The organism is Caballeronia sp. dw_19 (assembly GCF_018449515.1).
In the GTDB taxonomy this organism is placed as follows: Bacteria; Pseudomonadota; Gammaproteobacteria; order Burkholderiales; family Burkholderiaceae; genus Caballeronia.
The window spans coordinates 1-25,072 of sequence record NZ_JAAVUQ010000029.1; the positions used below are offsets into that span (position 1 = coordinate 1).

Consider the following 25,072-nt stretch of genomic DNA (forward strand, 5'->3'; position numbering starts at 1 on the left):
CCGCCGACCCCCCCCCGGCATAGACCCCTGACCACCACGGCCGAAAGCACCCCCCCCGCATTAACCCCCACCCCTAACCCTGGAACCCCCCCCCCCCACCCCCCCCAAACGACCCGTCCACCGTGCAAGCAAAAAATCCCGGTCGGTTACAATGTACCGCTCCGGGCGCCGGAATACCTCACTCATTCCCCCCGTGCTAACGGCCCCCCCGCCACGAACACACGCTTTATGCACATTCACATCCTCGGTATCTGCGGCACATTCATGGGTGGCCTCGCGGTCCTCGCCCGCGAAGCGGGGCACCGCGTCACCGGCTGCGACGCCGGCGTCTATCCGCCAATGAGCACCCAGCTCGAAGCGCAGGGCATCGAGTTGATCGAAGGTTATGGCGTCGAGCAAATCGCGCTCGAACCCGATCTGTTCGTAATCGGCAATGTCGTGACGCGCGGCAATCCACTCATGGAAGCTATCCTCGATCGCGGCCTGCCCTATACGTCCGGCCCGCAATGGCTCGGTGAACACGTGCTGAACGGAAAATGGGTGCTCGCGGTCGCCGGAACACACGGCAAAACCACCACCAGCTCCATGCTGACCTGGCTACTCGAAGACGCCGGCATGAATCCGGGCTTCCTGATCGGCGGCGTGCCCCTGAATTTCGGCATCTCGGCACGACTCACGGATTCAAGCTTCTTCGTGATCGAAGCCGATGAATACGACACCGCTTTCTTCGATAAACGCTCCAAGTTCGTTCACTATCGCCCGCGCACGGCAGTGCTGAACAACCTCGAATTCGATCACGCCGATATCTTCCCGGATCTCGCCGCTATCGAGACCCAATTTCATCATCTGGTGCGTACCGTGCCCGGCGTCGGACGCATCGTGACGAACGGCCGCGAAGCCGCGCTCGAACGCGTGCTGACACGCGGTTGCTGGTCGAGCGTCGAACGCTTCGGCGTGCAAGGCGGCTGGGAAGCGCTGCCCGCAATAGACGGTGTTGCCGTCGACGAGCAGTTCGCCGTGTACTGGGAAGGCGAGCGCCAGGGCGTGGTCGACTGGCAAGTGCAAGGCGAGCACAATCGAATGAATGCGCTGGCGGCAATCGCGGCGGCGCGTTCAGTGGGCGTTCCGCCCGCGCAGGCGACGCAATCGCTGAGCACGTTCCGGAACGTGAAACGCCGGATGGAAGTGAAGGGCAGCGTGGATGGCGTGACCGTCTACGATGACTTCGCGCATCACCCTACCGCGATCGAAACAACAATAGCGGGCTTGCGGACGCGTATCGGTGCAAATAGTCGCATCATCGCCGTCCTCGAACCCCGTTCGAACACGATGAAACTCGGCACGATGAAAGCGCAATTGCCGGCCAGTCTCGCCGACGCGGACCTGGTTTTCGGCTACGGCGCGCACGAAGGCCGCGACAAGCTCGGCTGGGATCTGCAAGCGGCACTGGCGCCGCTCGGCAATAAGGCCCATGCGTTCAGCGACCTTGCAGCGCTGGTCAAGTCAATCGTCGCCGCGGCGCGTCCTGGCGATCACGTGCTGGTAATGAGCAATGGCGGTTTCGGCGGCGTGCATCAGAAGTTGCTCGACGCATTGTCCGCGCGGCCGGAACCCAAGGAGCGGGTGTGATTCTTTATCTGCACGGCTTTCGGTCATCGCCACAATCGTTCAAGGCCCGCGTGATGCGCGCGCGACTGGAAGAGCTGGGACTGATCGACGAATGGCAGTGCCCGACGTTGCCGGTTTCGCCCCGCGAAGCCATTGCGCTGGCCGAAAAGCTGGCGGCGCAAGCCAATGACGATCAGATCACGCTGATCGGCAGCTCACTCGGCGGGTTTTATGCAACATGGCTCGCCGAAAAACACGGCTGGCGCGCCGTCCTGCTGAATCCGGCGGTCGTGCCGCAAGAAGACCTGAGTGCTTATCTCGGCGAACAGCCGTTGTGGCACGGCGGCGGCAGTATTGTGGTCGAACCGCGTCATATCGACGAATTGCGTGCGCTTTCCGTCGCGTCGATCACCCGTCCCGAGCGCTACTATCTGATCGCGGCCACCGGCGACGAAGTGCTCGACTACCGCACCATGCTCGCGCATTACCCGGACGTGCGGACCACGCTGATCCAGGGCAGCGACCACGCGATCAGCGACTTTCCCAGTTACCTGGACCAGGTGCTGGCGTTCTGCGAGGCTCCGCCGCCGGCTGTCGCGGCCTGAAGACCCTGAGCGTTTCCTTTTATGTGGGCCTGGCGCTTTTTGCGGGACGCGAACCCGACCGGACGCCACGCCGACCAACAGTCTTTCGAGAGTATTGAGTGAACGTTTTTTTCGAGGAATCAGGTAGTTTCAAGGCCGGCGCCGTTCTGTCCAAGCAGAACGATGCGTTTCAGGTCGAGTTGCCGGGCGGGCGGCGCGCGAAAGTGCGCGCCAAAGACGTATTGATCGAATTCGAGAAACCGAACGCCGCCGATCTGATGCAGCAGGCCGATGCCATCGCGCAGGACATCGATCTCGACTTCCTGTGGGAGTGCGCGCCGGAAGAAGAATTTCCTTTCGCTGAACTGGGCGCGGATTATTTCGGCGATAAATTCGGCGCGACCGAACGCGCCGCGCTCGTGCTGCGCATGCACGGTTCGCCGGTGTATTTCCGCCGCAAGGGCCGCGGGCAATATCAGCGCGCGCCGCAGGAACAGTTGCAAATGGCGCTGGCCGGGCTGGAAAAGAAACGGCAGCTTGCCTTGGTGCAAGCGGGCTACGAAGCGGAACTGATTGCTGGAAAACTGCCCGAGGCGCTGGCCGGCAAGGCGATCGGCTTGCTGACGAAGCCGGACAAGAACTGTATCGAATATAAGGCGCTCGAAGCGGCTGCTGCCGCTCGGGGGATTTCGCAAGCGCGGCTGATGCTGGAAGTGGGCGGCATTCCGTCGGCGCGCGCGCTGCACGAAGCGCGTTTCCTGTCGGAATTTTTCCCGCACGGGACGGGCTTCGCGCCTGTCACGGTGCCGCCGCTTCCCGACGATCTGCCGGAAGCGGACGTGCAGGCGTTTTCCATCGATGACGTCACCACCACCGAAATCGACGACGCATTCTCCGTAGAGCATCTCGCCGATGGCCGCGTGCGCGTCGGTATTCACATCGCGGCGCCGGCGTTGGGAATCTCGCGCGGTGACATGATCGATGCGATCGCGCGCACCCGTTTGTCCACCGTGTATATGCCCGGCGACAAGATCACGATGCTGCCCGACAGCGTCGTGGAAGCGTTCACGCTGGCTGAAGGCGGATTGCGGCCGGCGTTGTCGCTGTACATCATCGTGAATCGGGAAACGCAGGAAATCGTCGCGACCGAAACGCGCGCCGAGCGTGTGTTCGTAAAGAGCAATCTTCGACACAACCATCTGGACGAACACGTCACCGAGGAATCGCTCGCGGCGGGAACGGGCGAGTATCCGCACAAGGACGATATCGCGGTGCTGTGGCCGCTCGCGCAGGCGCTGTTCGAAAAGCGTCAGGAAGCGCGCGCCGGGTACGGTTTGCGGCGCGAAGTGCAGCGCAATAACGACTTCAATTTCTACGTGGAAGGCGAGCACATCACGATCACGCCGCGTCGACGCGGATCGCCGCTCGATCTGATCGTCGCCGAGCTGGCGATTCTCGCGAATTCATCGTGGGGCGCGTTTCTCAACGACCACAGCGTGCCGGGGATCTACCGGTCGCAGCGCGGATTCGGCGCGCCGGGTCCGAAGCGCACGCGCATGCAGACCACGCCCGCGCCGCACGAAGGGCTCGGCGTTGCGCAATACGCGTGGAGCACGTCGCCGTTGCGTCGTTACGTCGACCTGGTCAATCAATGGCAGTTGCTCGCTTGCGTGCGGCATGGCGTGACGGCTGCGCTGGTCGCGCCGTTCAAGCCGAAAGACGCCGATCTGTTTGCCGTCGTGCAGGGCTTCGATGATCAATATTCCGCATATGCCGACTATCAGCGGCGCATGGAGTATTTCTGGTGCTTGCGCTGGTTGAAGCAGGAAAACAAGAAGCACGTGGCGGCGTCGGTGGTGAAGGACGATCTCGTGCGCCTCGATGAAATTCCATTGATGCTGCATGTGCCCGGCCTTGGCGTGCACGCGCGCGGGACGAAAGTGATGCTTGACGTCATGAGTCTCGATGAACTCACGGTCGAGGCGTCGTGCCGTTTGCTGCATGTGATCGATGCACCTGCTCCGGCGTCAGCGCAAGAGGCCGAGGCGCAGCAGGACGAGACCGAAGAAGAGCTGATCGAAGCGGAAGATTTGAGCGCGGAGAGCGAAGCTGAGGCGCAGGCGGAAGCGGTGCCCGAAGCGGAAGCCTCTACGGGCGAACCCGCTGGCGAAAGCACGCCCGACACGACGGAGCCTACGCGATGACATCGGGCGCCGTCACACGGGACCAGTACGCGGTCATCGGCAATCCGGTTGCGCATAGCAAATCGCCGTGGATCCACGCGCGTTTTGCCGAGCAGACAGGCGAGGCGATCGAATACGGGCGCGTGCTTGGAACCATCGGCGCGTTCTCCGACGATGTCCGCGCGTTCGTCGAAGCAGGCGGTCGCGGCATGAACGTGACGGTGCCCTTCAAGCTCGACGCACATGCTCTCGCTAATACGCTTACGCCGCGCGCAGCGGCGGCGGGCGCGGTGAACACGTTGGCGTTCAACGCCGATGGCGTGCTTGGCGACAACACTGACGGCGTTGGCCTTGTGCGCGATATCGAAGGGAATCTGGGCGTTGGTTTGAAAGGCGCGCGTGTCCTGCTGCTCGGCGCGGGCGGTGCTGCACGCGGTGTCGTGCTGCCCATGCTGGATGGCGGCGTGGCGGCGTTGACTATCGTGAACCGGACGGCATCGAAGGCGCAGCAACTCGTCGATCATTTCTCCGATGCCGCACACGCCGCGCATGTGCGTTTCTCCGGCGGCGGTGCGGATAGCGTGGAAGCGGGCCCCTACGATGTGATCGTCAACGCGACGGCCGGCAGTCTCGACGACTCGCTGCCCGATTGCGATAACGATTCGTTCGGTCCCGGCACGCTCGCCTACGACATGATGTACAGCGCCCAGCCGACCGTGTTCATGCGTCACGCCGACAGCCTCGGCGCGCGTTCGGCCGATGGCCTCGGCATGCTCGTCGAGCAAGCGGCGGAATCGTTTTTCCTGTGGCGCGGGGTGCGTCCCGACAGCGGCGCGGTGCTGCGTGCATTGCGGCTGGAGTTATCGACGAAGGTTTAGTTGAGCGCGTGGATCAGCGCGGCGTTATGTTCCGATTCGTTCCAAACAGAAGAAGCACGATGACAAGAACAAAATCGCCCGTTCGTCTCGGGCCGGCTCGGTGGATTGTCTACGGCATCTCGGTCATGGCGATTGCCGCCATTGCCACGCAGGTCTACTTCTTCGCGATGGTCGGGATTTATACGTTCGTCAATCCTTCATCGACGGCGTTCATGCGCTCGGATGCGTGGCGGCTTGCGCAAGACCGTCCCGATCTCGCCATTCAGCGCACCTGGGTTCCGTACGACCAGATTTCGCGCAACCTGAAGCGCGCGATCATTGCGTCTGAGGACGCGAACTTCGTCAACAACAACGGTTACGAAACCGATGCCATCCTGCAAGCCTGGGAGAAGAACAAGGCGCGCGGCAAGATTGTCGCGGGCGGCTCGACCATCTCGCAGCAACTGGCGCGCAACCTGTTTTTATCGCGGGAAAAGAGTTATGTGAGGAAGGCGCAGGAACTGGTCATCACGTCGATGCTCGAGCTCTGGATGGACAAGGAACGCATCTTCGAGATCTACCTGAATTCGGTGGAGTGGGGCAATGGCGTTTATGGCGCTGAAGCGGCGGCGCATTACTACTACAAGACGTCGGCGTCGAAGCTGAGCGCGTGGCAATCGGCGCGGCTCGCGGTGATGTTGCCGAGACCGAAATACTTCGATGAACACAGAGGGTCCGCGTATTTGTCGCAGCGGGCAGGGGTGATTACGCGGCGCATGGGGGCGGCGGAATTGCCGCATTGAGCGCTTGTGGGTTGACGTAACAGGGACCAATGCTATGGCTGATGGCGAGGTACCTGCTGAAATCCCCTTCGAATTCCACCCCCGTCGGCGGTAAAAACAAGTAGTATAGGAATTGTGTGTATGAAATACACACAATCACCGGAACGCCTATGAATTCGAAAGACGTGATCCGGAAGCTGGAAGCGGATGGATGGAGCTTGATTAGAACAAAAGGTAGCCATCACCATTTCAAACACCCTACCAAATCGGGGCTGGTGACTGTCCCGCATCCAAAGCTGGACCTGCCACAAGGCACGTTGAGGAGCATCTTGAAATCCGCCGGCTTATAACGTCGTGGGTTTGCTTCCGCACCGCAGCACACTATCAAGGTGAGATATATGGAATTTCCAGTGGCGATCCATAAGGACGAGGGCAGCGTGTACGGCGTGATCGTGCCGGACATTGCCGGCTGTCACTCGTGGGGAGACACGATTGAACAGGCGATTCACAACACTCGCGAAGCAATCGAAAGTCACGTCGCCACGTTGATCGAATGTGGCGAGGAGGTTGACCTGTCTGTTACGCCGGTCGAAGCTCTGCGTCATCAACCGGAATATGCGGGCGCGGTATGGGCGCTTGTCGACGTCGATCCGGCCAAGTTCGATACCAAGCCCGAACGGGTGAATATCAGCCTGCCACGCTTTGTCCTAAGGAAAATCGACGCTTACGCAGGCAAGCATCACGAAACACGCAGCGGGTTTCTGGCGCGTGTCGCACTCAATGCGATTCGTGAAGAGGAAAGAACTCCGGCATAAGCCGATGCAGCTTGCGTTTGCGATCTCTCGTTTCACCTCAAAACCCCGCTTCGCCGGGGTTTTTTCACATTCTGCACCTCCGCTGCGACCCATTCGATCTCCCAATATGTGAACACATCAATCACATATTGAATAATTGAGACACCCGGCTCTAAAATCCGATCACAGCCAAAACGGCAGTTACACGCGGCATCGGGGTTTTCCCGGAGACCGTGTGAAACGAAAAAAGCACTCGGAGACACGTCATGCCAACGTCAGCGACATCAGCGCAACCCGCGCGCTCGCATCTGCACTCGCCTCCATGCGTCTCGCACTCCTTATCGATGATTCCCCGCGCCGTATCCCGCGTGATGCTTCGCCGCGTGCCATCGGCCCGGTAACTCGCGTCGTGAACGAACGCTCAATCATTCTCAAGCCGCGAACATCGAGTGCCATGACCAAGACCCTGAACCCCACCGTCGAGCATGAATTGTCGATGGACCGCACGGCCGGCAAACCGGCAGCGCCCGAGGCAGATGCAGCGAACGAAGCGAACGACGCAACCGAGCCGAGCGAAGCGCAGGCATCGGCGGCTGCATTGCTCGACCTCACGCCGCAGCAAGCCGGCACGCAAACGCTGCTGCGCGGCCTCGCGATTCTCGAAGCCGCAGCAGGCGGCGCGCGCGATCTGCGCAGCATCGGCGCGGCGCTCGGCACCACCCGCAGCACGACGCATCGTCTGGTTAGCTCGCTGGTGCAGGCGCGCTATCTGCGCCAGGTAGGCGGCGGTTATCTGCTCGGCCCGAAGCTGATCGAACTGGGCACGATCGCGCTCGAACAAATGCCGCTCACCGCGGTAGCGCGTCCGCATCTGCAAGTGCTGGCCGAGCATACGCACGACACCATTCATCTCGGCGTACGCGACGGCGACGACGTGCTTTATATCGACAAGATTCCCGGCACGCGCGGCCTCGAAATGCGCTCGCGCGTAGGTCACCGGATGCCGCTGGCATCGACGGGAATTGGCAAGGCGATGATGCTCGACCTGCCGCCGGAGACGTGGTCGAAGCTGCTGGAAGCGTCGCATCGCGTGCTCGCGAAGGTGAGTTTCAAGCCCGACCATCAGCCCGATACCGATACCTTCGTGCAGCGCATGACGCGCTATTCGCAAGGCGGTTTCACCTTCGATCTCGAGGAGAACGAAGCATCGATCCGCTGCGTCGCGGCGCCGGTGCGCGACGCGTCGGGCGCGATCGTCGCGGCGCTGTCGGTGGCGAGCACGATTCCCTACATGCCGCCTGAGCGCATGGAAGAACTGATTCCGGTCGTACAGCGCGAAGCGCGCGCGATCTCGCAAGAACTCGGCTGGCGCGTTCCGCAGCCCGCAACACGCAGGATCAAACGATGACGCGGATCGACACATCGGCCGAGACGCCATCAGCCCGCGCTGAAGAGCCGCCGGCCTTGATCGCACTCGACTGGGGCACAACCGCGCTGCGCGCCTATCTGCTCGACGCACACGGCGCGGTGCTGGATACGCGGGCATCGTCGGCGGGCATCATGAATTTGCCGAAACCCGCAGCGCAAGGCGGTTTCGACGCCGTATTCGATGCAACCTGCGGCGCATGGCTCGCCAGCGGCGCGCCGCTGCCGGTGATTGCTGCGGGCATGGTCGGCAGCGCGCAAGGCTGGCTGGAAGCGCCGTACGTGTCCACACCCGCCGATCCGGCTGCGCTGGTCGCGGGCATCGTGCGCGTGAAAACGCTCAAGGGCATTACGGTTCACATCGTTCCGGGCGTGCTTGAAGACGGCGCGTTGCCCAACGTGATGCGCGGCGAAGAAACGCAGATCTTCGGGGCGCTCGCCAGCGACGCCACGCTGGACCAGGAACCGCACGGCGGCCTGATCGGCTTGCCGGGAACGCATGCCAAGTGGGCGGTTGTGTCGAAGGGACGGATCGAACGGTTCTACACCTTCATGACCGGCGAGACTTTCGGCGCGCTGCGCGATCACACCATCCTCGGCCGCACGATGCGCGCGACCGATCACCACGATCTGGGTGCGTTCATTCGCGGCGTCGATACCGCCAAGGACGCCGGCCACGCGGGTTTGCTCGCGACCATTTTCAGCACCCGCACGCTGGGACTGACCGGGCAATTGAAGCCCGAGCAACAAGCGGATTACCTGTCGGGCCTGTTGATCGGCCACGAATTACGCGGTCTCAATGAAGTGCTGGCGCGTGAGCAAGCGGATCTCGCGGGCAAGGCGTTAAGGCTGATTGGTAACGACGCGCTTTGCGAACGTTATCGCCACGCGCTCGCGCGCTTCGGTTGCCACGATGCGCGGACGGTCGCGCACGCGACCGAGCGCGGGTTGCATCGGATCGCGCTGCAGGCCGGCCTGATCCAGTCGACGGCGAGCGCATCTAATTAGGAGCAGGACCATGCAAATCGATATCAACCTCCCCGCGCCTTACGCGCCGCACGCTGGCCTGGCCGCTGCGTTTGGCCTGTGTCCGCTGATCGCGATCCTGCGCGGCGTGACGCCGGCGGACGCCGCTGATCACGGCCGCGCGTTGTATGAAGCGGGTTTCCGGATCGTGGAAGTGCCGCTGAATTCGCCGCAGCCGTTCGACAGCATCGCGGCGATTCGCCAGGCGCTGCCCGCCGATGCCATCGTCGGAGCGGGTACGGTCCTGCATCCGGATTACGTCGCGCAAGTGAAAAACGCCGGCGGCGAGCTGATCGTGATGCCGCACAGCGACGGCGATGTCGTGCGCGCCGCGAAGGCTCAAGGTCTCGCGTGTTCACCGGGCGTTGCGACGCCAAACGAAGCGTTCATCGCGCTGAAGAACGGGGCGGACGTGTTGAAGATGTTCCCCGCCGAGCAGCTCGGCGTGCATGTGGTGAAGGCGTGGCGCGCGGTGATCGCAGCGCGTGTGCCGCTGGTGCCGGTCGGTGGAATTTCGCCGGACAACATGGGGCCGTTCCTGAGCGCGGGCGCGAATGGCTTCGGTCTCGGCTCGGCGCTGTACAAGCCAGGTCAGAGCGCGGCGACGACGGCCTCGCATGCGAAGGCGTTCATCAACGGATTAGCCGTGGCGCGAGGCCAGAAGAAATGACCCGGCTCGCAGGCAAGGTCGCGGTTATCACCGGCGCCGGGCGTGGCATCGGCGCGGCGATTGCCAGCGCGTTCGTGCGCGAAGGCGCGGCGGTGGTGCTGGCGGAACTGGATATTGCGTTAGCGCGTGAAACTGCGGCGCGGATCGGATCGGCGGACAAGGTGCTCGCCGTACAAACGGACGTGACGCAAAGCGCGTCGGTGCAAAACGCCGTGAGCGAAGCAGAAGCGAAGTTCGGGCCGATCGACGTGCTGGTGAACAACGCGGGCATCAACGTGTTTTGCGATCCGCTGACCATGACCGACGACGACTGGCGCCGCTGTTTCGCCGTCGATCTCGACGGCGTCTGGAACGGTTGCCGCGCGGTCTTGCCGGGCATGGTTGAACGCGGGCGCGGCAGCATCGTGAATATTGCTTCTACGCACTCGTTCAAGATCATTCCGGGTTGCTTTCCGTATCCGGTGGCGAAGCATGGCGTGATCGGATTGACGCGGGCATTGGGTATCGAATACGCGGGGCGGCAGGTGCGCGTGAACGCGATTGCGCCGGGTTACATCGAGACGAAACTCACGCACGACTGGTGGAACGAACAAGCAGATCCGGCCAAAGCGAAACAGGCAACGCTCGATCTGCAACCGATGAAGCGCATCGGCCAGCCGGAGGAAGTGGCGATGACCGCCGTGTTCCTCGCGTCCGACGAAGCGCCGTTTATCAACGCAAGTTGCATCACGGTCGATGGCGGGCGCTCGGCGCTGTATCACGACTGAACGAATTCAGCAGCAAAGGATGACGCACTGGCCGCGGTGCGACGTCATGACAACAAGACGCGGCCAACACCTTCGTACCAACTAGACAGCTCAAGTCAGGAGACAGACCATGAAACGCAGAATGTTCCTCACACTGGTTGCAACGGCCACCGCTGCCAGCGCTACTTTGTTCACGGCGCCGGTGGCGCAAGCCGCCGATGAGGTCAAGATCGGCTTCCTGGTGAAGCAGCCGGAAGAACCCTGGTTCCAGGATGAGTGGAAGTTCGCCGAAATCGCGGCGAAGGAGAAGGGTTTCACGCTGGTGAAGATCGGCGCGCCGTCGGGTGAAAAGGTGATGAGCGCGATCGACAACCTCGCCGCGCAAAAGGCCCAGGGTTTCGTGATCTGCACGCCTGACGTCAAGCTCGGACCGGGCATTGTCGCCAAGGCTAAAGCCGCCGGACTGAAGATGATGACGGTCGATGACCGCCTGGTCGATGGTTCGGGCAAGCCGATCGCTTCGGTGCCGTACATGGGCATCTCGGCTTACAACATCGGCAAGCAGGTGGGTGACGGCATTGCTGACGAGATCAAGAAGCGCGGCTGGAACATGGCTGAAACCGGCGCTATCGACGTGACCTATGAGCAACTGCCGACAGCGCACGACCGTACGAGCGGCGCTGCCGACGCATTGGTCGCAGCGGGCTTTCCGAAGGCGAACATCGTGATGGCGGCGCAAGCCAAGACCGACACGGAAAACGCGTTCAATGCCGCGAACATCGCGCTCACGAAGAATCCGCAGTTCAAGCACTGGGTGGCGTTCGGCCTGAACGACGAAGCCGTGCTCGGCGCGGTGCGCGCAGCGGAAGGCCGTGGCTTCAAGGCGGACAACATGATCGGCGTGGGGATCGGCGGCTCGGATTCGGCCTTGAGCGAGTTCAAGAAACCGAACCCGACGGGCTTCTATGCGACCGTCATCATCAGCCCGAAGCGTCACGGCGAGGAAACGTCGTCACTCATGTACACGTGGATCAAGGACGGCAAGGAACCGCCGCTCGTGACGTTGACCACCGGCATGCTGGCAACGCGTGACAACGTGGGCGAAGTGCGCGAGAAGATGGGCCTGGCATCGGCCAAGTAAGCTCTTTTCGTATCAGGTATCGGTAGAGCAATACGGACCGTCGCGTTTCAAAATGAAGCGCGGCGGTCCGCATGAAACATAAGGAGGCGATGTGTCAGCGACGCTGCGTTTTGACAATATCGGTAAGGTTTTTCCAGGCGTGCGCGCGCTCGACGGCGTGTCGTTCGACGTCAACGCCGGCGAAGTGCACGGCCTGATGGGCGAGAACGGCGCGGGCAAATCGACTTTGCTGAAAGTGCTGGGCGGTGAATATCAGCCGGATTCCGGGCGTGTCCTGATCGATGGCAACGAGGTGAAGTTCACGAGCGCGGCGGTATCGATTGCGGCGGGTGTCGCCGTGATTCACCAGGAATTGCAGTACGTGCCCGATCTCACGGTCGCAGAAAACCTGCTGCTCGGTTCCTTGCCGAACACGCTGGGCTGGGTGCACAAGCGCGAAGCGAAAAAGCATGTGCGCGAACGGCTGCTGCAAATGGGGGTCGATCTCGATCCGAACGCGAAGCTCAAGAAGCTTTCCATCGCGCAACGGCAGATGGTGGAAATCTGCAAGGCGCTGATGCGTAACGCACGCGTGATTGCACTCGATGAACCCACGTCGTCGCTGTCGCATCGCGAGACGGAAGTGCTGTTCAAGCTCGTGCGTGATTTGAAGGCGGACAACCGCGCGCTGATCTACATCTCGCACCGCATGGACGAGATTTACGAGCTGTGCAACACATGCACGATTTTCCGCGATGGCCGCAAGATCGCGTCGCACGCGAATCTGGCCGAGGTTCCGCGCGATATGCTCGTGCAGGAAATGGTCGGTCGCGAGATTGCCGATATCTACGATTACAAGCCACGTGCGCTCGGCGACGTGCGCTTCTCCGTCAGTAATATTGAAGGCCATGCGCTGCGTGAACCGACAAGTTTTGAAGTGCGCCGCGGCGAGATTGTCGGCTTCTTCGGGCTGGTGGGCGCGGGGCGCAGCGAACTGATGCACCTCGTTTATGGCGCGGACCGCAAGAAGGCCGGCACGATCATGCTCGATGGCGAGTCGATCAAGATCCGCAGCGCGGGCGAAGCGATCAAACACGGCATTGTGCTGTGTCCTGAGGACCGCAAGGAAGAAGGCATCGTGGCAATGGCTTCGGTGTCCGAGAACATCAACATTTCGTGCCGCCGGCATTATCTGCGCGCCGGGCTGTTCCTGGATCGCAAGAAAGAAGCCGCGACCGCCGAGCGTTTTATCCAGTTGCTGAAGATCAAGACGCCGAGCCGCAAGCAGAAAATCCGCTTTCTCTCCGGCGGCAACCAGCAGAAAACCATTCTGTCGCGCTGGCTCGCTGAGCCGGAACTGAAAGTCGTGATCCTCGATGAACCCACGCGCGGCATTGACGTGGGCGCGAAGCACGAGATCTATAACGTGATCTATCAACTGGCCGAACGCGGCTGCGCGATCGTAATGATTTCGTCTGAATTGCCGGAAGTGCTGGGGGTATCGGACAGGATCGTGGTGATGCGGCAAGGGCGCATTGCGGGCGAATTGCCGCGTGGAATAGCGAACGAACAATCAGTGCTCAATCTTGCGCTGCCTGTGCAATCGGAACCGACTGCGAAGGCAGCCTGAAGCAAAAAAGTGGAGATGGAGGACATCATGGAAGTCAGGGAAAACATTACCAACACGCTGGTGCCAGCGAAAAACGACAAGCAGAAGTGGTGGCAACAGATCACCGAATACAGCCTGGTCGTGATCTTTATCGTGATGTTCATCACGATGTCGCTCTCGGTCGATCACTTCTTCTCCATCGAGAACATGCTCGGCCTGGCGTTGTCGATTTCGCAGATCGGCATGGTCGCGTGCACGATGATGTTCTGCCTCGCCTCGCGCGATTTCGATTTGTCGGTCGGGTCCACGGTGGCCTTTGCCGGCGTGCTCTGCGCGATGGTGCTGAACGCCACGGGCAACACGTTTATCGCGATTATCGCGGCGGTGGCGGCGGGTTCGGCTATCGGCTTTGTGAATGGCGCGGTGATTGCGTACTTGCGGATCAACGCGCTGATTACTACGCTGGCTACGATGGAAGTGGTGCGCGGGCTTGGGTTTATCGTGTCGCATGGGCAGGCGGTGGGCGTGTCGTCGGATACGTTTATCGCGCTCGGCGGCCTGACCATGTTCGGCGTCTCGCTGCCGATCTGGGTCACGCTGGCGTGTTTCATCGTGTTCGGCGTGCTGCTGAACCAGACCGTGTACGGGCGTAATACGCTCGCGATTGGCGGTAACGCGGAAGCGTCACGTTTGGCGGGTATCAATGTGGAACGCACGCGTGTCTGGATCTTCCTGATCCAGGGAGCGGTGGCGGCGCTCGCCGGGGTGATCCTGGCGTCGCGGATCACGTCGGGACAACCGAACGCCGCGGACGGCTTCGAGCTCAACGTGATTTCCGCGTGCGTGCTCGGCGGCGTGTCGCTGCTCGGTGGCCGCGCGACCATTTCGGGCGTGGTGATCGGCGTGCTGATCATGGGTACGGTCGAGAACGTGATGAACCTGATGAACATCGACGCGTTCTATCAGTACCTCGTGCGCGGCGCGATCCTGCTTGCCGCGGTGCTGCTCGACCAGTTGAAGAATCGTGGCTCACGCGACTAAATTCGACGACTAAATGAGAGGTTAGGAAAAGATGGCCAGTTCAGTCGATAAAACCCTCGCCCGCTATCCGAGCCTCGCCGGCAAAGTGGTGCTGATTACCGGCGGCGCGACGGGCATTGGTGCGGCGTTCGTCGAGCATTTCTTCGATCAGGGCGCGAAGGTCGCGTTCTTCGATGTCGATACCAATGCCGGCGAAGCGCTCGCGGATCAGCTCGGCGCGGATCTGGCCGAGGGCCAATTCCAGCCGATGTTCCTGCGCGTGGACCTGACGAATATCGACGCGTTGCGACAAGGCATTGCCGATGTTCGCAGCACGCTGGGGCTCATCGGCGTGCTGGTGAACAACGCGGCGAACGACAAGCGTCACAAGATCGAGGACGTGACGCCCGAGTCCTATGACGCGGGAATCGCGGTGAACCTGCGCCATCAGTTTTTCGCGGCCCAGGCGGTGATCGACGATATGAAGCAGCTCGGCGGCGGGTCGATCGTGAACCTCGGCTCTATTAGCTGGATGCTTAAACAAGGTGGTTTTCCGGTTTACGTGAGCGCGAAAGCGGCCGTGCAAGGTATGACGAATGGCCTCGCCCGCGATCTGGGCCCGTTCAATATCCGGGTGAATACGCTTGTACCGGGATGGGTGATGACCGACAAACAACGTCGCTTATGGCTCGACGAAGCGGGCAAGCGCGCGATCAAGGAAGGCCAGTGTATTGATGCGGAATTGTTGCCCGTGCATCTTGCGCGTGCCGCGTTGTTCCTGGCGTCGGAGGACAGCAGCATGATGACCGCACAAGAGGTCGTGATCGACGGAGGCTGGGCATGAAAGCCGATCTGTTGATCGACAGCCAATGCGCGCTGGGCGAAGGCGCGACGTGGTGCGCCGCGACCGGGCGTTTTTACTGGACCGATATTGAAGGCGAGCGTTTGTGGCGCTACGACCCGCGCGACGCCAGCCGCGTTTCGTTCGATATGCCGGAACGGCTTGCATGCTTCGCGTTATGCGCCGATGCTGACATGCTGCTGCTCGGCCTGGCTTCCCGGCTGGCGTTTTTTGACTTGAAGACCGGCGCGATCGAAACGATCATGCCGGTGGAAGCCGATCTGCCGACGCGTATCAACGACGGCAAATGCGACCGCCAGGGCCGCTTCGTGTTCGGAACGAAACACGACGTGGCGAAGGCGGAGAAGATTGGCGGGTTTTATCGGCTGAACCTGGATTTGTCGCTTGAGCGTTTGCCGCTCGGCGAGTGCGCGATTTCGAACAGTATCGCGTTCAGTCCGGACGGATCGCGCATGTATTTCTGCGATTCCCCAGAGCGCTTGATTCGCGTGTGTGATTACGATTCGTTTGCCAACCAGCGCGTGTTTGTCGAACTGGCGGATGCGAGCGGCGAGCCGGATGGCTCTGCCGTCGATAGCGATGGCGGCTTGTGGAACGCGCAGTGGGGCGGCAGGCGCGTGGTGCGTTATGACGCCGATGGCCGCGAAACGGCGCGCATCGACGTGCCGACGGCGCAGCCAAGCTGCGTCGCGTTTGGCGGTCTACAACTCGACACGGTGTACATCACGAGTGCTCGGGTCGGATTGGATGCGGTCGCGTTGCAGGACGATCCGCACGCAGGCGCGGTATTTATCGCGACGCCGTCGGCCAGGGGTATCGCCGAGCCGGTGTTTCGCGGGCATAGTCACGCGCACTGAGCGGGGGAATGCGGCGGGCGTTTTACGCGTCGCGCAGCAAACCTGCGGTATCACGTTGCAAGAACAACATGAGGCGGCGCGCACGACGCGCTGCCCGCAATTTCCCGGGCACGCTGGCGCTTCACGCCAGGACCACGGGATCGATCGCCTCTCGTTCGGAGACAGCCACCATGACCGTTGCCCGCCCAGCAGGAAGCTCCACGCCCCCACCGGCGTCGTCCCGTCCTGCCGCGAATACCCGCCGCTCGAAGCTTGCCGCCGCCACGGAGCCGCCGATTCGTCCGGGCCCCGCCACGTCGGTCGTCGCGATGGGCGGCGCGGGTGTCAACGGTTGCATCACGCTCGCCAACGCACAACTACGCCTCGATATCGCGCCGGCCCTCGGCGGCGGCATCACGCGCTTCGACTGGCGCAGCGACGGCGCGCTCGTGCCGATCTTCCGGCCGTGCCTCGCGCCGAGTGCGGCTACCGATCCCAATGAGCTCGCGTGTTATCCGCTGCTGCCGTATTCGAATCGCATCGGCGGCGGGCGGTTTCAGTTTCTCGGCCGCGGTGTCGATGTGCCGTGCAACCGGCCCGGCGAGCCGCTGCCCTTGCATGGCGACGGCTGGCTCGGCGCGTGGGACGTGGCGTCCGAGAGTTCGACGCACGTGCGGCTCACGCTCGATCGCCGCAATGGTGCGCCGTATTCGTATCTGGCGAGCCAGTCGTTCATGCTCGAAGCGTCGACGCTGGTGGTGACGCTTTTTATCGAAAATACAGGGCGCGATGCGTTGCCGTTCGGGCTTGGATTGCATCCGTTCCTTACGCGTGAAGCCGATACCGAGTTGTCTGCCGCGGCCGACGGCTTGTGGCTTTGCGGCGACGATTTCCTGCCGATCCGGCACGTTCCGGCCCCGCCCGCATGGCAATTCGGCGTGGCTTATCCCATGCCCGCCGCGATGGTGAACAACGCGTTCACCGGATGGAGCGGGCGTACGAGCGTGATGTGGCCGAAGCGGCGGTTGTCGCTGACCATTTGCGCCGATACCGATTACTACGTGCTCTACGCGCCGGCTGGCCAGAATTTCTTCTGCTTCGAACCCGTCGATCACCCGATCAATGCAGTGAATCTGCCCGGTGGCGGTGCCGCGCACGGCATGACGGTGCTGGCGCCGGGCGAAAGCCTGACGCGCGAGTTCAGCTTTACTGTTGAACGGTCCGGGGAAGCCGAGCGGCGTGGGCGGCCGAAGCAGCCCGCGGGGCAGAAAGCGCGTAAGACGGCGGTGGCGGTGCGGTGAGGCGTTAGGTGTTGGTGGTTGGCGTTCGGCGTTAGCGGTTCGCTGTTCGCGAGTTAGCGCTTAGCCACGTGCCAAGAAACGCCCCGGCGGCGCGTTAAAATGCGGGATCGCTTATTTGCCCTCTCGCCCCGGATGCCCATGTCTTTCATCGAATCGCTCAATGCCGCGTGGTCGCGGACCCAGTCGTTACTCTGTGTCGGGCTTGATCCGGAGCCTTCACGGTTTCCGGGCGCATTCAACGGGCGCGCTGATTCGATCTTCGATTTTTGCCGCGACATTGTTGACGCTACGGCGCCGTTTGCCTGCTCGTTCAAACCGCAGATTGCGTATTTTTCTGCGCATCGCGCCGAGGATCAGCTTGAGCAGTTGATCGCGCATATTCATGCCGAGCATCCGGGATTGCCCGTGATCCTCGACGCCAAACGCGGCGATATTGGCAGCACCGCCGAGCAATATGCAATCGAAGCATTTGATCGATACAAAGCCGATGCCGTCACGGTTAATCCGTATATGGGGTTTGATTCCGTTCAGCCGTATCTCGAGCATGACGGGAAGGGCGTGATCGTCTTGTGCCGCACGTCCAATGCCGGCGGCTCGGATCTGCAGTTTCTTAACGTCGATGGGACGCCGCTTTATCAGATCGTGGCGCGGCTCGCCGCCGAGAAGTGGAATGCGAGCGGGCAGTTGGGGTTGGTGGTTGGGGCTACGTTTCCTAAGGAAATTGAAGTCGTGCGTTCTATCGTTGGCGATATGCCGCTTTTGATTCCGGGTATTGGCGCGCAGGGCGGTGATGTTGAAGCGACGGTTCGTGCTGGACGCGATTCTTCGGGCAAAGGTGGAATGCTGATTAATTCTTCGCGCGCGATTATTTATGCCGGCAAGGGCGATGATTTTGCTGATGCCGCCAGAGAAGCCGCTAAGCGCACGCGGGATGCGATTAATGCCGTGGGTTGATGTTGCCGCGCGCTGAACAGTGCCGGTTTCGACTCATCGCGACCGGCAGCTACCAACCCGCTGCAGACACTCGGGAGGCACGGAGTAAGGGATTTACTGTCTTCATCGAAATCCAGAGCTTCTGTTAGCCTTTAATTCTCCTGCGAGGATTGTTTTTCCAACCGTTTCAGGTTGGTGCGTAAGGTGTCAAATATTGTAAAGTCAAGGTCTTCGTCAGGAAAATGGTCTGTATTTTTAATTTTTGTGAGAATCTTCTCTTTTTTTTCCGTTGAATAGCCATCCCACTCTAATGGATTGATGTACCAAAAATCGGTCCCATAGATCATCCACGATTCGACAAATTTCAAGAATTCGAAGTCGCTTTCATATTTTTCCAGTATTTTTCTAAAGTCTAAATCATGCCTTTTTGGTAAAGAGAAGCAGCAAAAAGTTTGTCCTGGCTTTGGGAATATCGAGAGATGAACGGTGTATTTTTTGTTGCCAGATTTAAACCCACTTTTTCCCGCAAGACAAAGCGGGAGTTCGCAATCTAGGTGTATTGCGATCACCGACGTCAATTCACCGTCGCCGTTCATTGTTTTAATAAATGGAGCAAGATCTTCATTTTCAATTTCGGCTGCCAAGTACTCCAAGGACTCGATTTTATCCTGCATGTGCTTGGTGATTTCGTCATTAACATCAATCAGCGTAATGTTTTTCTTGAGATCGGTATTGAATAGAGAAATTTTTTCGCGCTGGTAATCGCTTATTTATTTTTTATAGGATGACAACGCCCTTTTAAAGACTTTCAGTAAACTCGAAACTTCGAATAGGTATCTAAAAATTACTCTCAGATTTTGAATGGCGATCGACGGATCCTCAAAGTTCCCATTGCGCTCGAAGCCACTAAAGAGTCTTTCGTGGTCAATGCAGAATCCTGGGAATGCGGAAGCCTTTCCTATATTGATGGACTTGCATTCGTATTGTCCTGATTCTGAATTTAACCTAGGGTAAATAACGTTCTTTTGATATGAGACCGGCCTCAATACCGATGACTCGGGAATCGTGTGAGATAGCACGCACTTGCCCTTGCAGCCGGGTATGATGCACCCACCTTTTTTTCTTCTTACCCGCTCTCGCTCGTTAATGAAATTATAATGCAATGATTTGAAGTATTTTTCGTCCATGTATATCGGCTTACCGGTCTCGCCGAAGAATTCATTGTTTGCGCCAAACACTTTAGAGGCTAAGCTCATATACCACCTGGTCCATGATGCGATTGGTTATCTAACGTTTGTTGTCGGCGATCTATGTGCCGAGGCCGAGTGTCCGCTCGTGGCCGATACGAGTCACACGAAGTTCGTCGACTAGTATCGCCCCACCTCGGCTTCGCTTACCACACACTAAATACGAACCACCCGCTCAATTGCCTCCACTGTCATTTCCATCGCATCGTCGCGGGCGCAATCTACCACTCGCCGCTCCTTGATCCCCCTCAACCACGTCAACTGCCTTTTACACAACTGACGCGTCGCGAAAACGCCTTTATCGCGCATGGTCTTATAGTCGATTTCCCGATCCAGATATTCCCAAGCCTGCCGATACCCCACGCATCGCATCGATGGCATCGCCGGCGATAAATCCCCGCGCGCCCGTAGCCGTTCCACTTCCTCCAGCAATCCAGCTTCAAGCATCAAATCAAACCGCTTCTCGATCCGCTTATGCAGCACGCTTCTATCGGATGGTTCTAGCGCAATCGGCACAAACTCCGGTTCGCCATCCTGGCTCTTTTTCGGATCTTTCAATATGGCAGATAGAGGTCTGCCGGTCAGCATGAACACTTCCAGTGCGCGCTGGATTCGCTGCGAATCATTTGGCGCGAGTCGTGCTGCGGTTTCCGGATCGATAGCCATTAGTCGCGCGTGCAAAGTAGGCCAGCCATCTCGTGCAGCTTCTTCATCAAGCGCCGTGCGCATTTCCGGATTCGCCTCCGGCAACTCATTCAATCCGCGCGTCAGGGCCATGTAATACAACATCGTTCCACCGACCAATAACGGGATTCGGCCGCGACCTTCAATGTCGGCCACCAGCTTCAAAGCGTCATTCCGGAATTGAGCGGCCGAATACGATTCGGTCGGATCGATGATATCGATTAAATGATGCGGCGCCAGTGCGCGTTCTTCGTGACTAGGTTTCGCCGTGCCTATATCCATGCCGCGATAAACCAGCGCCGAATCCACGCTGATGATTTCCACCGGCCGTCGTTGCGCGAACGCCAGCGCCGCCGCCGTCTTTCCCGATGCCGTCGGCCCCAATAAACACGCAACCCGCCGCGCGCTCATTGGCCGCGCATGAAAAGTCGGTCGAGATCGCCGAGCGTCAACTGGAACCAGGTCGGACGGCCGTGGTTGCACTGGTCGCCGCGCTCGGTGGCTTCCATCTGGCGCAACAGCCCATTCATCTCGTCCAGCGTCAGCCGGCGATTCGCCCGCACCGCGTGATGGCACGCGAGCGTGCCCAGCAATTCATGCTGACGCTCGGTCAATACCCGCGAGCCGCCGTAAGCCTGCAAATCCGAAATCACCGCACGCGCCAAAGACTGCAAATCGGCATCTTTCAGCAGGGCAGGAACCGCGCGAATCGCAATCGAGCCCGGCGACAGAATCGCCAGATCGAATCCCAACGCGTCCAGCACTTCACGCTCTTCCTCGACCACGCCCATTTCCACGGCATCGACGGTCATCGTCACCGGAATCAGCAACGGCTGCACCGCGATTGCCCGGTCAGCCAGCGAGTTCTTGAACTGCTCGTAAAGGATGCGCTCGTGGGCCGCATGCATGTCGACGATGATCAAACCCTGCGCGTTTTGCGCCAGTACATAGATGCCGTGAATCTGGCCCAGCGCGAAGCCCAATGGCTGCTCAACGGCCCCTATATCCGGCGCACCCGGCATCGCGGCGTAGAGCGGTGCGCTGGGCTGGTTCGGCGAGTAAGCCTCGGAGGAATTCACGCCCTCGGCAAGCGTCGAGCCCTGCGGCGTGCCGGCGTTTACATCGCGGCGACCGAACAACGCGTCGTACAGCGCCAGCGGCTGAGCGACCGGCAGATTGCCCTGCGTCATCCTCGATTGCCGCAGCCAGTTCGTGGCGTTGTCGTTTTTCTGCCCCGAACCCAGCGTGGAATCGTTCAGTGAGCCCGTACCCATACCCGCCACACCCACGCCCGCGTAAGGCCGGGCGCTGAACGAAGCGATTCCCGTCGGCTCCAATTGCGCGGCGTGACCACCGGCCGTTGTTTCCGGCGATGCCCCCGCGTGACGCGCCAACGCACGCTGCACGGCATGGAACACGTACTGATGGATCGAGCGCGAATCGCGGAAACGCACTTCGATCTTCGACGGATGCACGTTCACATCCACCGATTCCGGCGGCAGATCGAGGAACAGCACATACGATGGATATCGGTTGCCGTGCAGCACGTCCTCGTACGCGGCGCGCACGGCGTGCGTCAGCAGCTTGTCGCGCACGAAGCGCCCGTTGACGAAAAAGTATTGCTGGTCGGCGCGGCCGCGGCTCGCGGTCGGCAAGCCGGCGCAGCCATACACGGCCAGCGGTCCGGCGCGTTCGTCGAGCGGCAGATGCGCGGTGGCGAATACCTCGCCGAGTATTTTGGCCACGCGTGTGGAAGGGTCCGACGCGTTCCAGTGCTCGACGGCTTTGCCGTTATGAATCACCGATATCGCGATGTCCGGCCTCGCCAGCGCCACGCGCCGGATCACTTCCAGGCAATGCCCGAGTTCGGTCTGCTCGCTTTTCAGGAACTTGCGGCGTGCGGGCGTGTTGAAGTACAGCTCGCGCACTTCCATCGTCGTGCCGATAGTCCCGGCCGCCGGCGAGATCGCGCCAGTCTGGGCGTCGATCCGCGTGGCATGCGCGCACGCCGCCGTCCGGCTGGTGATGAAAAGCTCCGCCACCGACGCAATCGACGCCAGCGCTTCACCGCGAAACCCCAGCGACGCCACGGCTTCCAGCTCGGCAAGCGAGCGGATCTTGCTGGTGGCGTGGCGCAACAACGCCAAAGAGAGTTCGGCGGGCGGGATGCCGCAGCCATCGTCGACGATCATGATCCGCTTCACGCCGCCTTCGTCGAGCGTGATCCGCAAGCTCGACGCGCCGGCGTCCAGCGCGTTTTCGAGCAGCTCCTTCACCACGGAAGCCGGCCGTTCGACCACTTCACCCGCCGCGATCTGGCTGATCAACTGGTCGGGCAACGGCTGAATGGCGCGCGGCAAGCGCCCGGCGGCGGCGGAGGCGTTGGAAATCGTGTCGGATGAATCGATGAGATCGGGCATGCCGAAATTATAAAGCTTCGCGCCCGTGAACGATTTCGCCGCCGTTCAGTCTGCCACTACGCGTTTGCCCGTCCCGACTGGCGTACTGTTCTACGTGCTCCAGAGCCGCGAAAACGGGCCGATTAGCGTTAAAACCCGCCGATGAACACGCGCTTCGCGAATTTTCCAGCGTCGAGTTCGGTATCATGGCGCGACTGTTTTTATCGCAACAATATGCCCGCGCATGCGCGTGGCCGTTGCTGGTTTCCCGCTCATTTCATCCTGGTCGAGGCCCCCTTTTGGATACGCTGCTGTCATTCCTGAGTCTTATTCTCCACATCGACAAATCGCTCGGTTTTTTCATCCAGCATTACGGCGGCTGGGTGTACGCGGTGCTGTTCCTGATCGTTTTCTGCGAAACGGGGCTCGTGGTGTTTCCGTTCCTGCCGGGCGACTCGCTGCTGTTCATCGGCGGCGCGTTCGCGGCGAGCGGGTCAATGGATCTGGGCGCGCTGATCGTCCTGCTGCTGATTGCGGCCATCCTCGGGAATACGGTGAATTACTGGATTGGCCGCGCGATCGGCCCCAAGGTATTCGATACCCACATTCCCGTGCTCGAACGTTTCCTCGACCGCGAAGCGCTTCGCAAGACGCAAGGTTTCTACGAAAGGCACGGCGGCAAAACCATCGTGCTCGCGCGCTTCGTGCCGATCGTACGGACGTTTGCGCCCTTTGTGGCAGGCGCATCGGCGATGAAAGCCTCGCGGTTTCAGTTGTTCAACATACTCGGCGCGCTGATCTGGGTATTGCTGCTCGTGTTGCTGGGTTATTTCTTCGGCAATATCCCGTTTATTCGCCAGTATCTGAACGTGATCGCGCTGGTCGGCGTGTGCGCGGCGATCGTGCCGATCGCGCTGGGCGCAGTGTGGAAAGTCATGCGGCGCAAAGCAGGTAATTGAGCCGGATTGATTGGCTCGATTGATTAGTTCGACAAGCGCTTTCGAAGTCGCCGGGCCGGCACTTTGAAAGCGCGCATATCACAGGCAGGCTACTCGGTCCGCTGGCGTCTTCGCCGCCAAAACGTAAAAGGTTAGAATGCCGAATTGTCGGCTCGGTGGTTCGAATATCGAGACGAACGATTCCGGCGTTTCGTGAACAAACGTTAAATGTTTTATGCTGGCGAAGGTTGGCGAGGTCTTATAGCTGATGTTGGAACGAACAAGAAGTGAAGCGGGAGCGGCGTGTAACTGGCGCCGTCTCAGGCTGGCGGTGGCGGTGCTGGGTGTAACGGCGCTACTCGCCGGCTGCGGGATTTTTGGTTGCGGCGGCAGTGCAACGAACGGCGGGGCTTTCGGCGGATGTGGCGCCGGCATGCGGTTCTGAGCGCCTGGACGCAGCCCGGAAATATCGATAACAGGAAGTCAGGGAAAACGGCAAGCATGGCGGTATCGCGTTCAGGTAATTCAGGATGGGCCGTCAACGGCCGCGGGGGAGTGCTCGGTGCGCTCGTTTCTATTGGCGTAGCTGTCTCGATCGCCGGTTGCTCGACGGCGCTGACGCCCGCGCCTATCGTCGAACAGTCGACGGGCGGCACGAGCTCGCCAGCACTGATCCCCGCGACGCCGCCGGGCACCGGGTCCGCCGGGCCGGTCGCCATTGCGCCGCCGGTGCAGGCGGATGCCGGGCCGGGGTTTTATCGGGTGAAACCGGGCGATACGCTCTATGGCATCGCGCGCGCGCAAAAGCAGCGTCCGTCCGATCTCATCAAGTGGAACAACCTGCCTGAAAGCAAGCAGGTCAACATCGACCAGTTGTTGCGCGTGGCGCCGCCAGGCAGCACTGGAACGGCCGCCAACGGTGACGACTGGAGCAAACAGGCTGCATCGTCGGCGTCGAAGGCGGGGCCGCCGATCATCGGCGCACCGGCCGCGACGGCGAGCAATAACAGCGCCCCGGCCGACACCAGCACGCCTGCGATCAATTCGAAGGGCGCGTGGCTCACGTGGCCGGCACAAGGCGACGTGATCACGAAGTTCGGCGAAGGCGGCAGCAAGGGTATCGATATTGGCGGCAAGCTCGGCGAACCGGTGAAAGCGGCGGCTGCGGGCAGGGTCGTGTATGCGGGCAGCGGTCTGCGCGCTTACGGGCAGATGATCATCGTCAAGCACGGCAACGACTTCCTGACCGCGTACGCGCACAACGGCAAGCTGCTGGTGAAGGAAGGCGACACCGTCCGCCAGGGCGCGACCATCGCGGAAATGGGAACCGGGCCGAGCAACAAGCCGTTGCTTCACTTCGAGCTTCGCAAGTCGGGACAGGCCGTGGATCCGGTGCCGTCACTGAAGAAGGCCGGATGATGAACACGGTGCGCAGCGCACGTGCGACG

Annotated in this window: 23 protein-coding genes; 20 read left to right on the forward strand and 3 right to left on the reverse strand. The window is 60.8% G+C overall.

The window, feature by feature from the left end; genetic code table 11:
* Window positions 1-228 precede the first annotated feature (228 nt).
* The 18 genes from mpl to pyrF all read left to right on the forward strand — a co-directional run bounded on the left by mpl (window position 229) and on the right by pyrF (window position 18,377).
* Complete coding sequence (mpl, locus tag HB376_RS29275; RefSeq protein ID WP_213767176.1) at window positions 229-1,629, forward strand: UDP-N-acetylmuramate:L-alanyl-gamma-D-glutamyl-meso-diaminopimelate ligase; 1,401 nt, start codon at window positions 229-231, stop codon at window positions 1,627-1,629.
* Window positions 1,626-2,213 (forward strand): YqiA/YcfP family alpha/beta fold hydrolase, encoded by a 588-nt coding sequence (locus HB376_RS29280; protein WP_213767177.1) that lies wholly within the window; start codon window positions 1,626-1,628, stop codon window positions 2,211-2,213. The genes mpl and HB376_RS29280 overlap by 4 nt, the downstream gene beginning before the upstream one ends.
* 98 nt (window positions 2,214-2,311) lie before the next feature.
* On the forward strand, window positions 2,312-4,396 hold the full coding sequence (locus HB376_RS29285) for an RNB domain-containing ribonuclease (protein ID WP_213767178.1): 2,085 nt from the start codon (window positions 2,312-2,314) through the stop codon (window positions 4,394-4,396).
* Window positions 4,393-5,253, forward strand: a complete 861-nt coding sequence (aroE, locus tag HB376_RS29290; protein WP_213767179.1) for a shikimate dehydrogenase — start codon at window positions 4,393-4,395, stop codon at window positions 5,251-5,253. Before HB376_RS29285 ends, aroE begins: the two co-directional genes overlap by 4 nt.
* Before the next feature lie 59 nt (window positions 5,254-5,312).
* Window positions 5,313-6,035 carry a monofunctional biosynthetic peptidoglycan transglycosylase gene (gene mtgA / locus HB376_RS29295; RefSeq protein ID WP_213767180.1) on the forward strand — a complete coding sequence of 241 codons (723 nt, stop codon included), beginning with the start codon at window positions 5,313-5,315 and terminating at the stop codon, window positions 6,033-6,035.
* Between the two features lie 149 nt (window positions 6,036-6,184).
* Window positions 6,185-6,364: a type II toxin-antitoxin system HicA family toxin gene (locus HB376_RS29300; protein ID WP_213767181.1), complete on the forward strand. Its 180-nt coding sequence runs from the start codon at window positions 6,185-6,187 to the stop codon at window positions 6,362-6,364.
* Window positions 6,365-6,412: 48 nt separating this feature from the next.
* A complete protein-coding gene (locus HB376_RS29305) occupies window positions 6,413-6,829 on the forward strand; it encodes a type II toxin-antitoxin system HicB family antitoxin (RefSeq protein ID WP_213767182.1) in 417 nt (138 codons plus the stop codon).
* A 214-nt stretch (window positions 6,830-7,043) separates the two neighbouring features.
* Window positions 7,044-8,216 carry an IclR family transcriptional regulator C-terminal domain-containing protein gene (locus tag HB376_RS29310; protein ID WP_213767183.1) on the forward strand — a complete coding sequence of 391 codons (1,173 nt, stop codon included), beginning with the start codon at window positions 7,044-7,046 and terminating at the stop codon, window positions 8,214-8,216.
* Complete coding sequence (locus tag HB376_RS29315; protein ID WP_213767184.1) at window positions 8,213-9,241, forward strand: 2-dehydro-3-deoxygalactonokinase; 1,029 nt, start codon at window positions 8,213-8,215, stop codon at window positions 9,239-9,241. Before HB376_RS29310 ends, HB376_RS29315 begins: the two co-directional genes overlap by 4 nt.
* Window positions 9,242-9,251: 10 nt before the next feature.
* Entirely contained in the window at window positions 9,252-9,929 is a 678-nt protein-coding gene (locus tag HB376_RS29320; protein WP_213767185.1) for a 2-dehydro-3-deoxy-6-phosphogalactonate aldolase, read from the forward strand.
* Window positions 9,926-10,696: an SDR family oxidoreductase gene (locus tag HB376_RS29325; RefSeq protein ID WP_213767186.1), complete on the forward strand. Its 771-nt coding sequence runs from the start codon at window positions 9,926-9,928 to the stop codon at window positions 10,694-10,696. Before HB376_RS29320 ends, HB376_RS29325 begins: the two co-directional genes overlap by 4 nt.
* 109 nt (window positions 10,697-10,805) lie before the next feature.
* Window positions 10,806-11,816 (forward strand): arabinose ABC transporter substrate-binding protein, encoded by a 1,011-nt coding sequence (locus HB376_RS29330; RefSeq protein ID WP_213767187.1) that lies wholly within the window; start codon window positions 10,806-10,808, stop codon window positions 11,814-11,816.
* 91 nt (window positions 11,817-11,907) lie between these two features.
* A complete protein-coding gene (gene araG, locus HB376_RS29335) occupies window positions 11,908-13,425 on the forward strand; it encodes an L-arabinose ABC transporter ATP-binding protein AraG (protein WP_213767188.1) in 1,518 nt (505 codons plus the stop codon).
* 27 nt (window positions 13,426-13,452) lie between these two features.
* Window positions 13,453-14,445: an L-arabinose ABC transporter permease AraH gene (gene araH / locus HB376_RS29340; protein WP_213767189.1), complete on the forward strand. Its 993-nt coding sequence runs from the start codon at window positions 13,453-13,455 to the stop codon at window positions 14,443-14,445.
* 31 nt (window positions 14,446-14,476) lie between these two features.
* Complete coding sequence (locus HB376_RS29345; protein ID WP_213767190.1) at window positions 14,477-15,268, forward strand: SDR family oxidoreductase; 792 nt, start codon at window positions 14,477-14,479, stop codon at window positions 15,266-15,268.
* Window positions 15,265-16,143 carry an SMP-30/gluconolactonase/LRE family protein gene (locus tag HB376_RS29350; RefSeq protein ID WP_213767191.1) on the forward strand — a complete coding sequence of 293 codons (879 nt, stop codon included), beginning with the start codon at window positions 15,265-15,267 and terminating at the stop codon, window positions 16,141-16,143. Before HB376_RS29345 ends, HB376_RS29350 begins: the two co-directional genes overlap by 4 nt.
* Before the next feature lie 170 nt (window positions 16,144-16,313).
* Window positions 16,314-17,423 carry an aldose 1-epimerase gene (locus HB376_RS29355; RefSeq protein ID WP_213767192.1) on the forward strand — a complete coding sequence of 370 codons (1,110 nt, stop codon included), beginning with the start codon at window positions 16,314-16,316 and terminating at the stop codon, window positions 17,421-17,423.
* A gap of 138 nt (window positions 17,424-17,561) precedes the next feature.
* A complete protein-coding gene (pyrF, locus tag HB376_RS29360) occupies window positions 17,562-18,377 on the forward strand; it encodes an orotidine-5'-phosphate decarboxylase (RefSeq protein ID WP_213767193.1) in 816 nt (271 codons plus the stop codon).
* Window positions 18,378-18,508: 131 nt separating this feature from the next.
* Here pyrF and HB376_RS29365 read toward each other — a convergent pair whose 3' ends face one another.
* The 3 genes from HB376_RS29365 to mutL form a co-directional block, all read right to left on the reverse strand.
* Complete coding sequence (locus HB376_RS29365; RefSeq protein WP_213767194.1) at window positions 18,509-19,030, reverse strand: hypothetical protein; 522 nt, start codon at window positions 19,028-19,030, stop codon at window positions 18,509-18,511.
* A gap of 729 nt (window positions 19,031-19,759) precedes the next feature.
* Entirely contained in the window at window positions 19,760-20,698 is a 939-nt protein-coding gene (gene miaA / locus HB376_RS29370) for a tRNA (adenosine(37)-N6)-dimethylallyltransferase MiaA (RefSeq protein ID WP_213767195.1), read from the reverse strand.
* Entirely contained in the window at window positions 20,695-22,707 is a 2,013-nt protein-coding gene (gene mutL / locus HB376_RS29375) for a DNA mismatch repair endonuclease MutL (RefSeq protein WP_213767196.1), read from the reverse strand. Before mutL ends, miaA begins: the two co-directional genes overlap by 4 nt.
* Window positions 22,708-22,985: 278 nt before the next feature.
* Here mutL and HB376_RS29380 point away from each other — a divergent pair, with 278 nt between their 5' ends.
* Entirely contained in the window at window positions 22,986-23,645 is a 660-nt protein-coding gene (locus tag HB376_RS29380) for a VTT domain-containing protein (RefSeq protein WP_213767197.1), read from the forward strand.
* A gap of 480 nt (window positions 23,646-24,125) precedes the next feature.
* Window positions 24,126-25,043 carry a peptidoglycan DD-metalloendopeptidase family protein gene (locus HB376_RS29385; protein WP_213767198.1) on the forward strand — a complete coding sequence of 306 codons (918 nt, stop codon included), beginning with the start codon at window positions 24,126-24,128 and terminating at the stop codon, window positions 25,041-25,043.
* Window positions 25,044-25,072 lie beyond the last annotated feature (29 nt).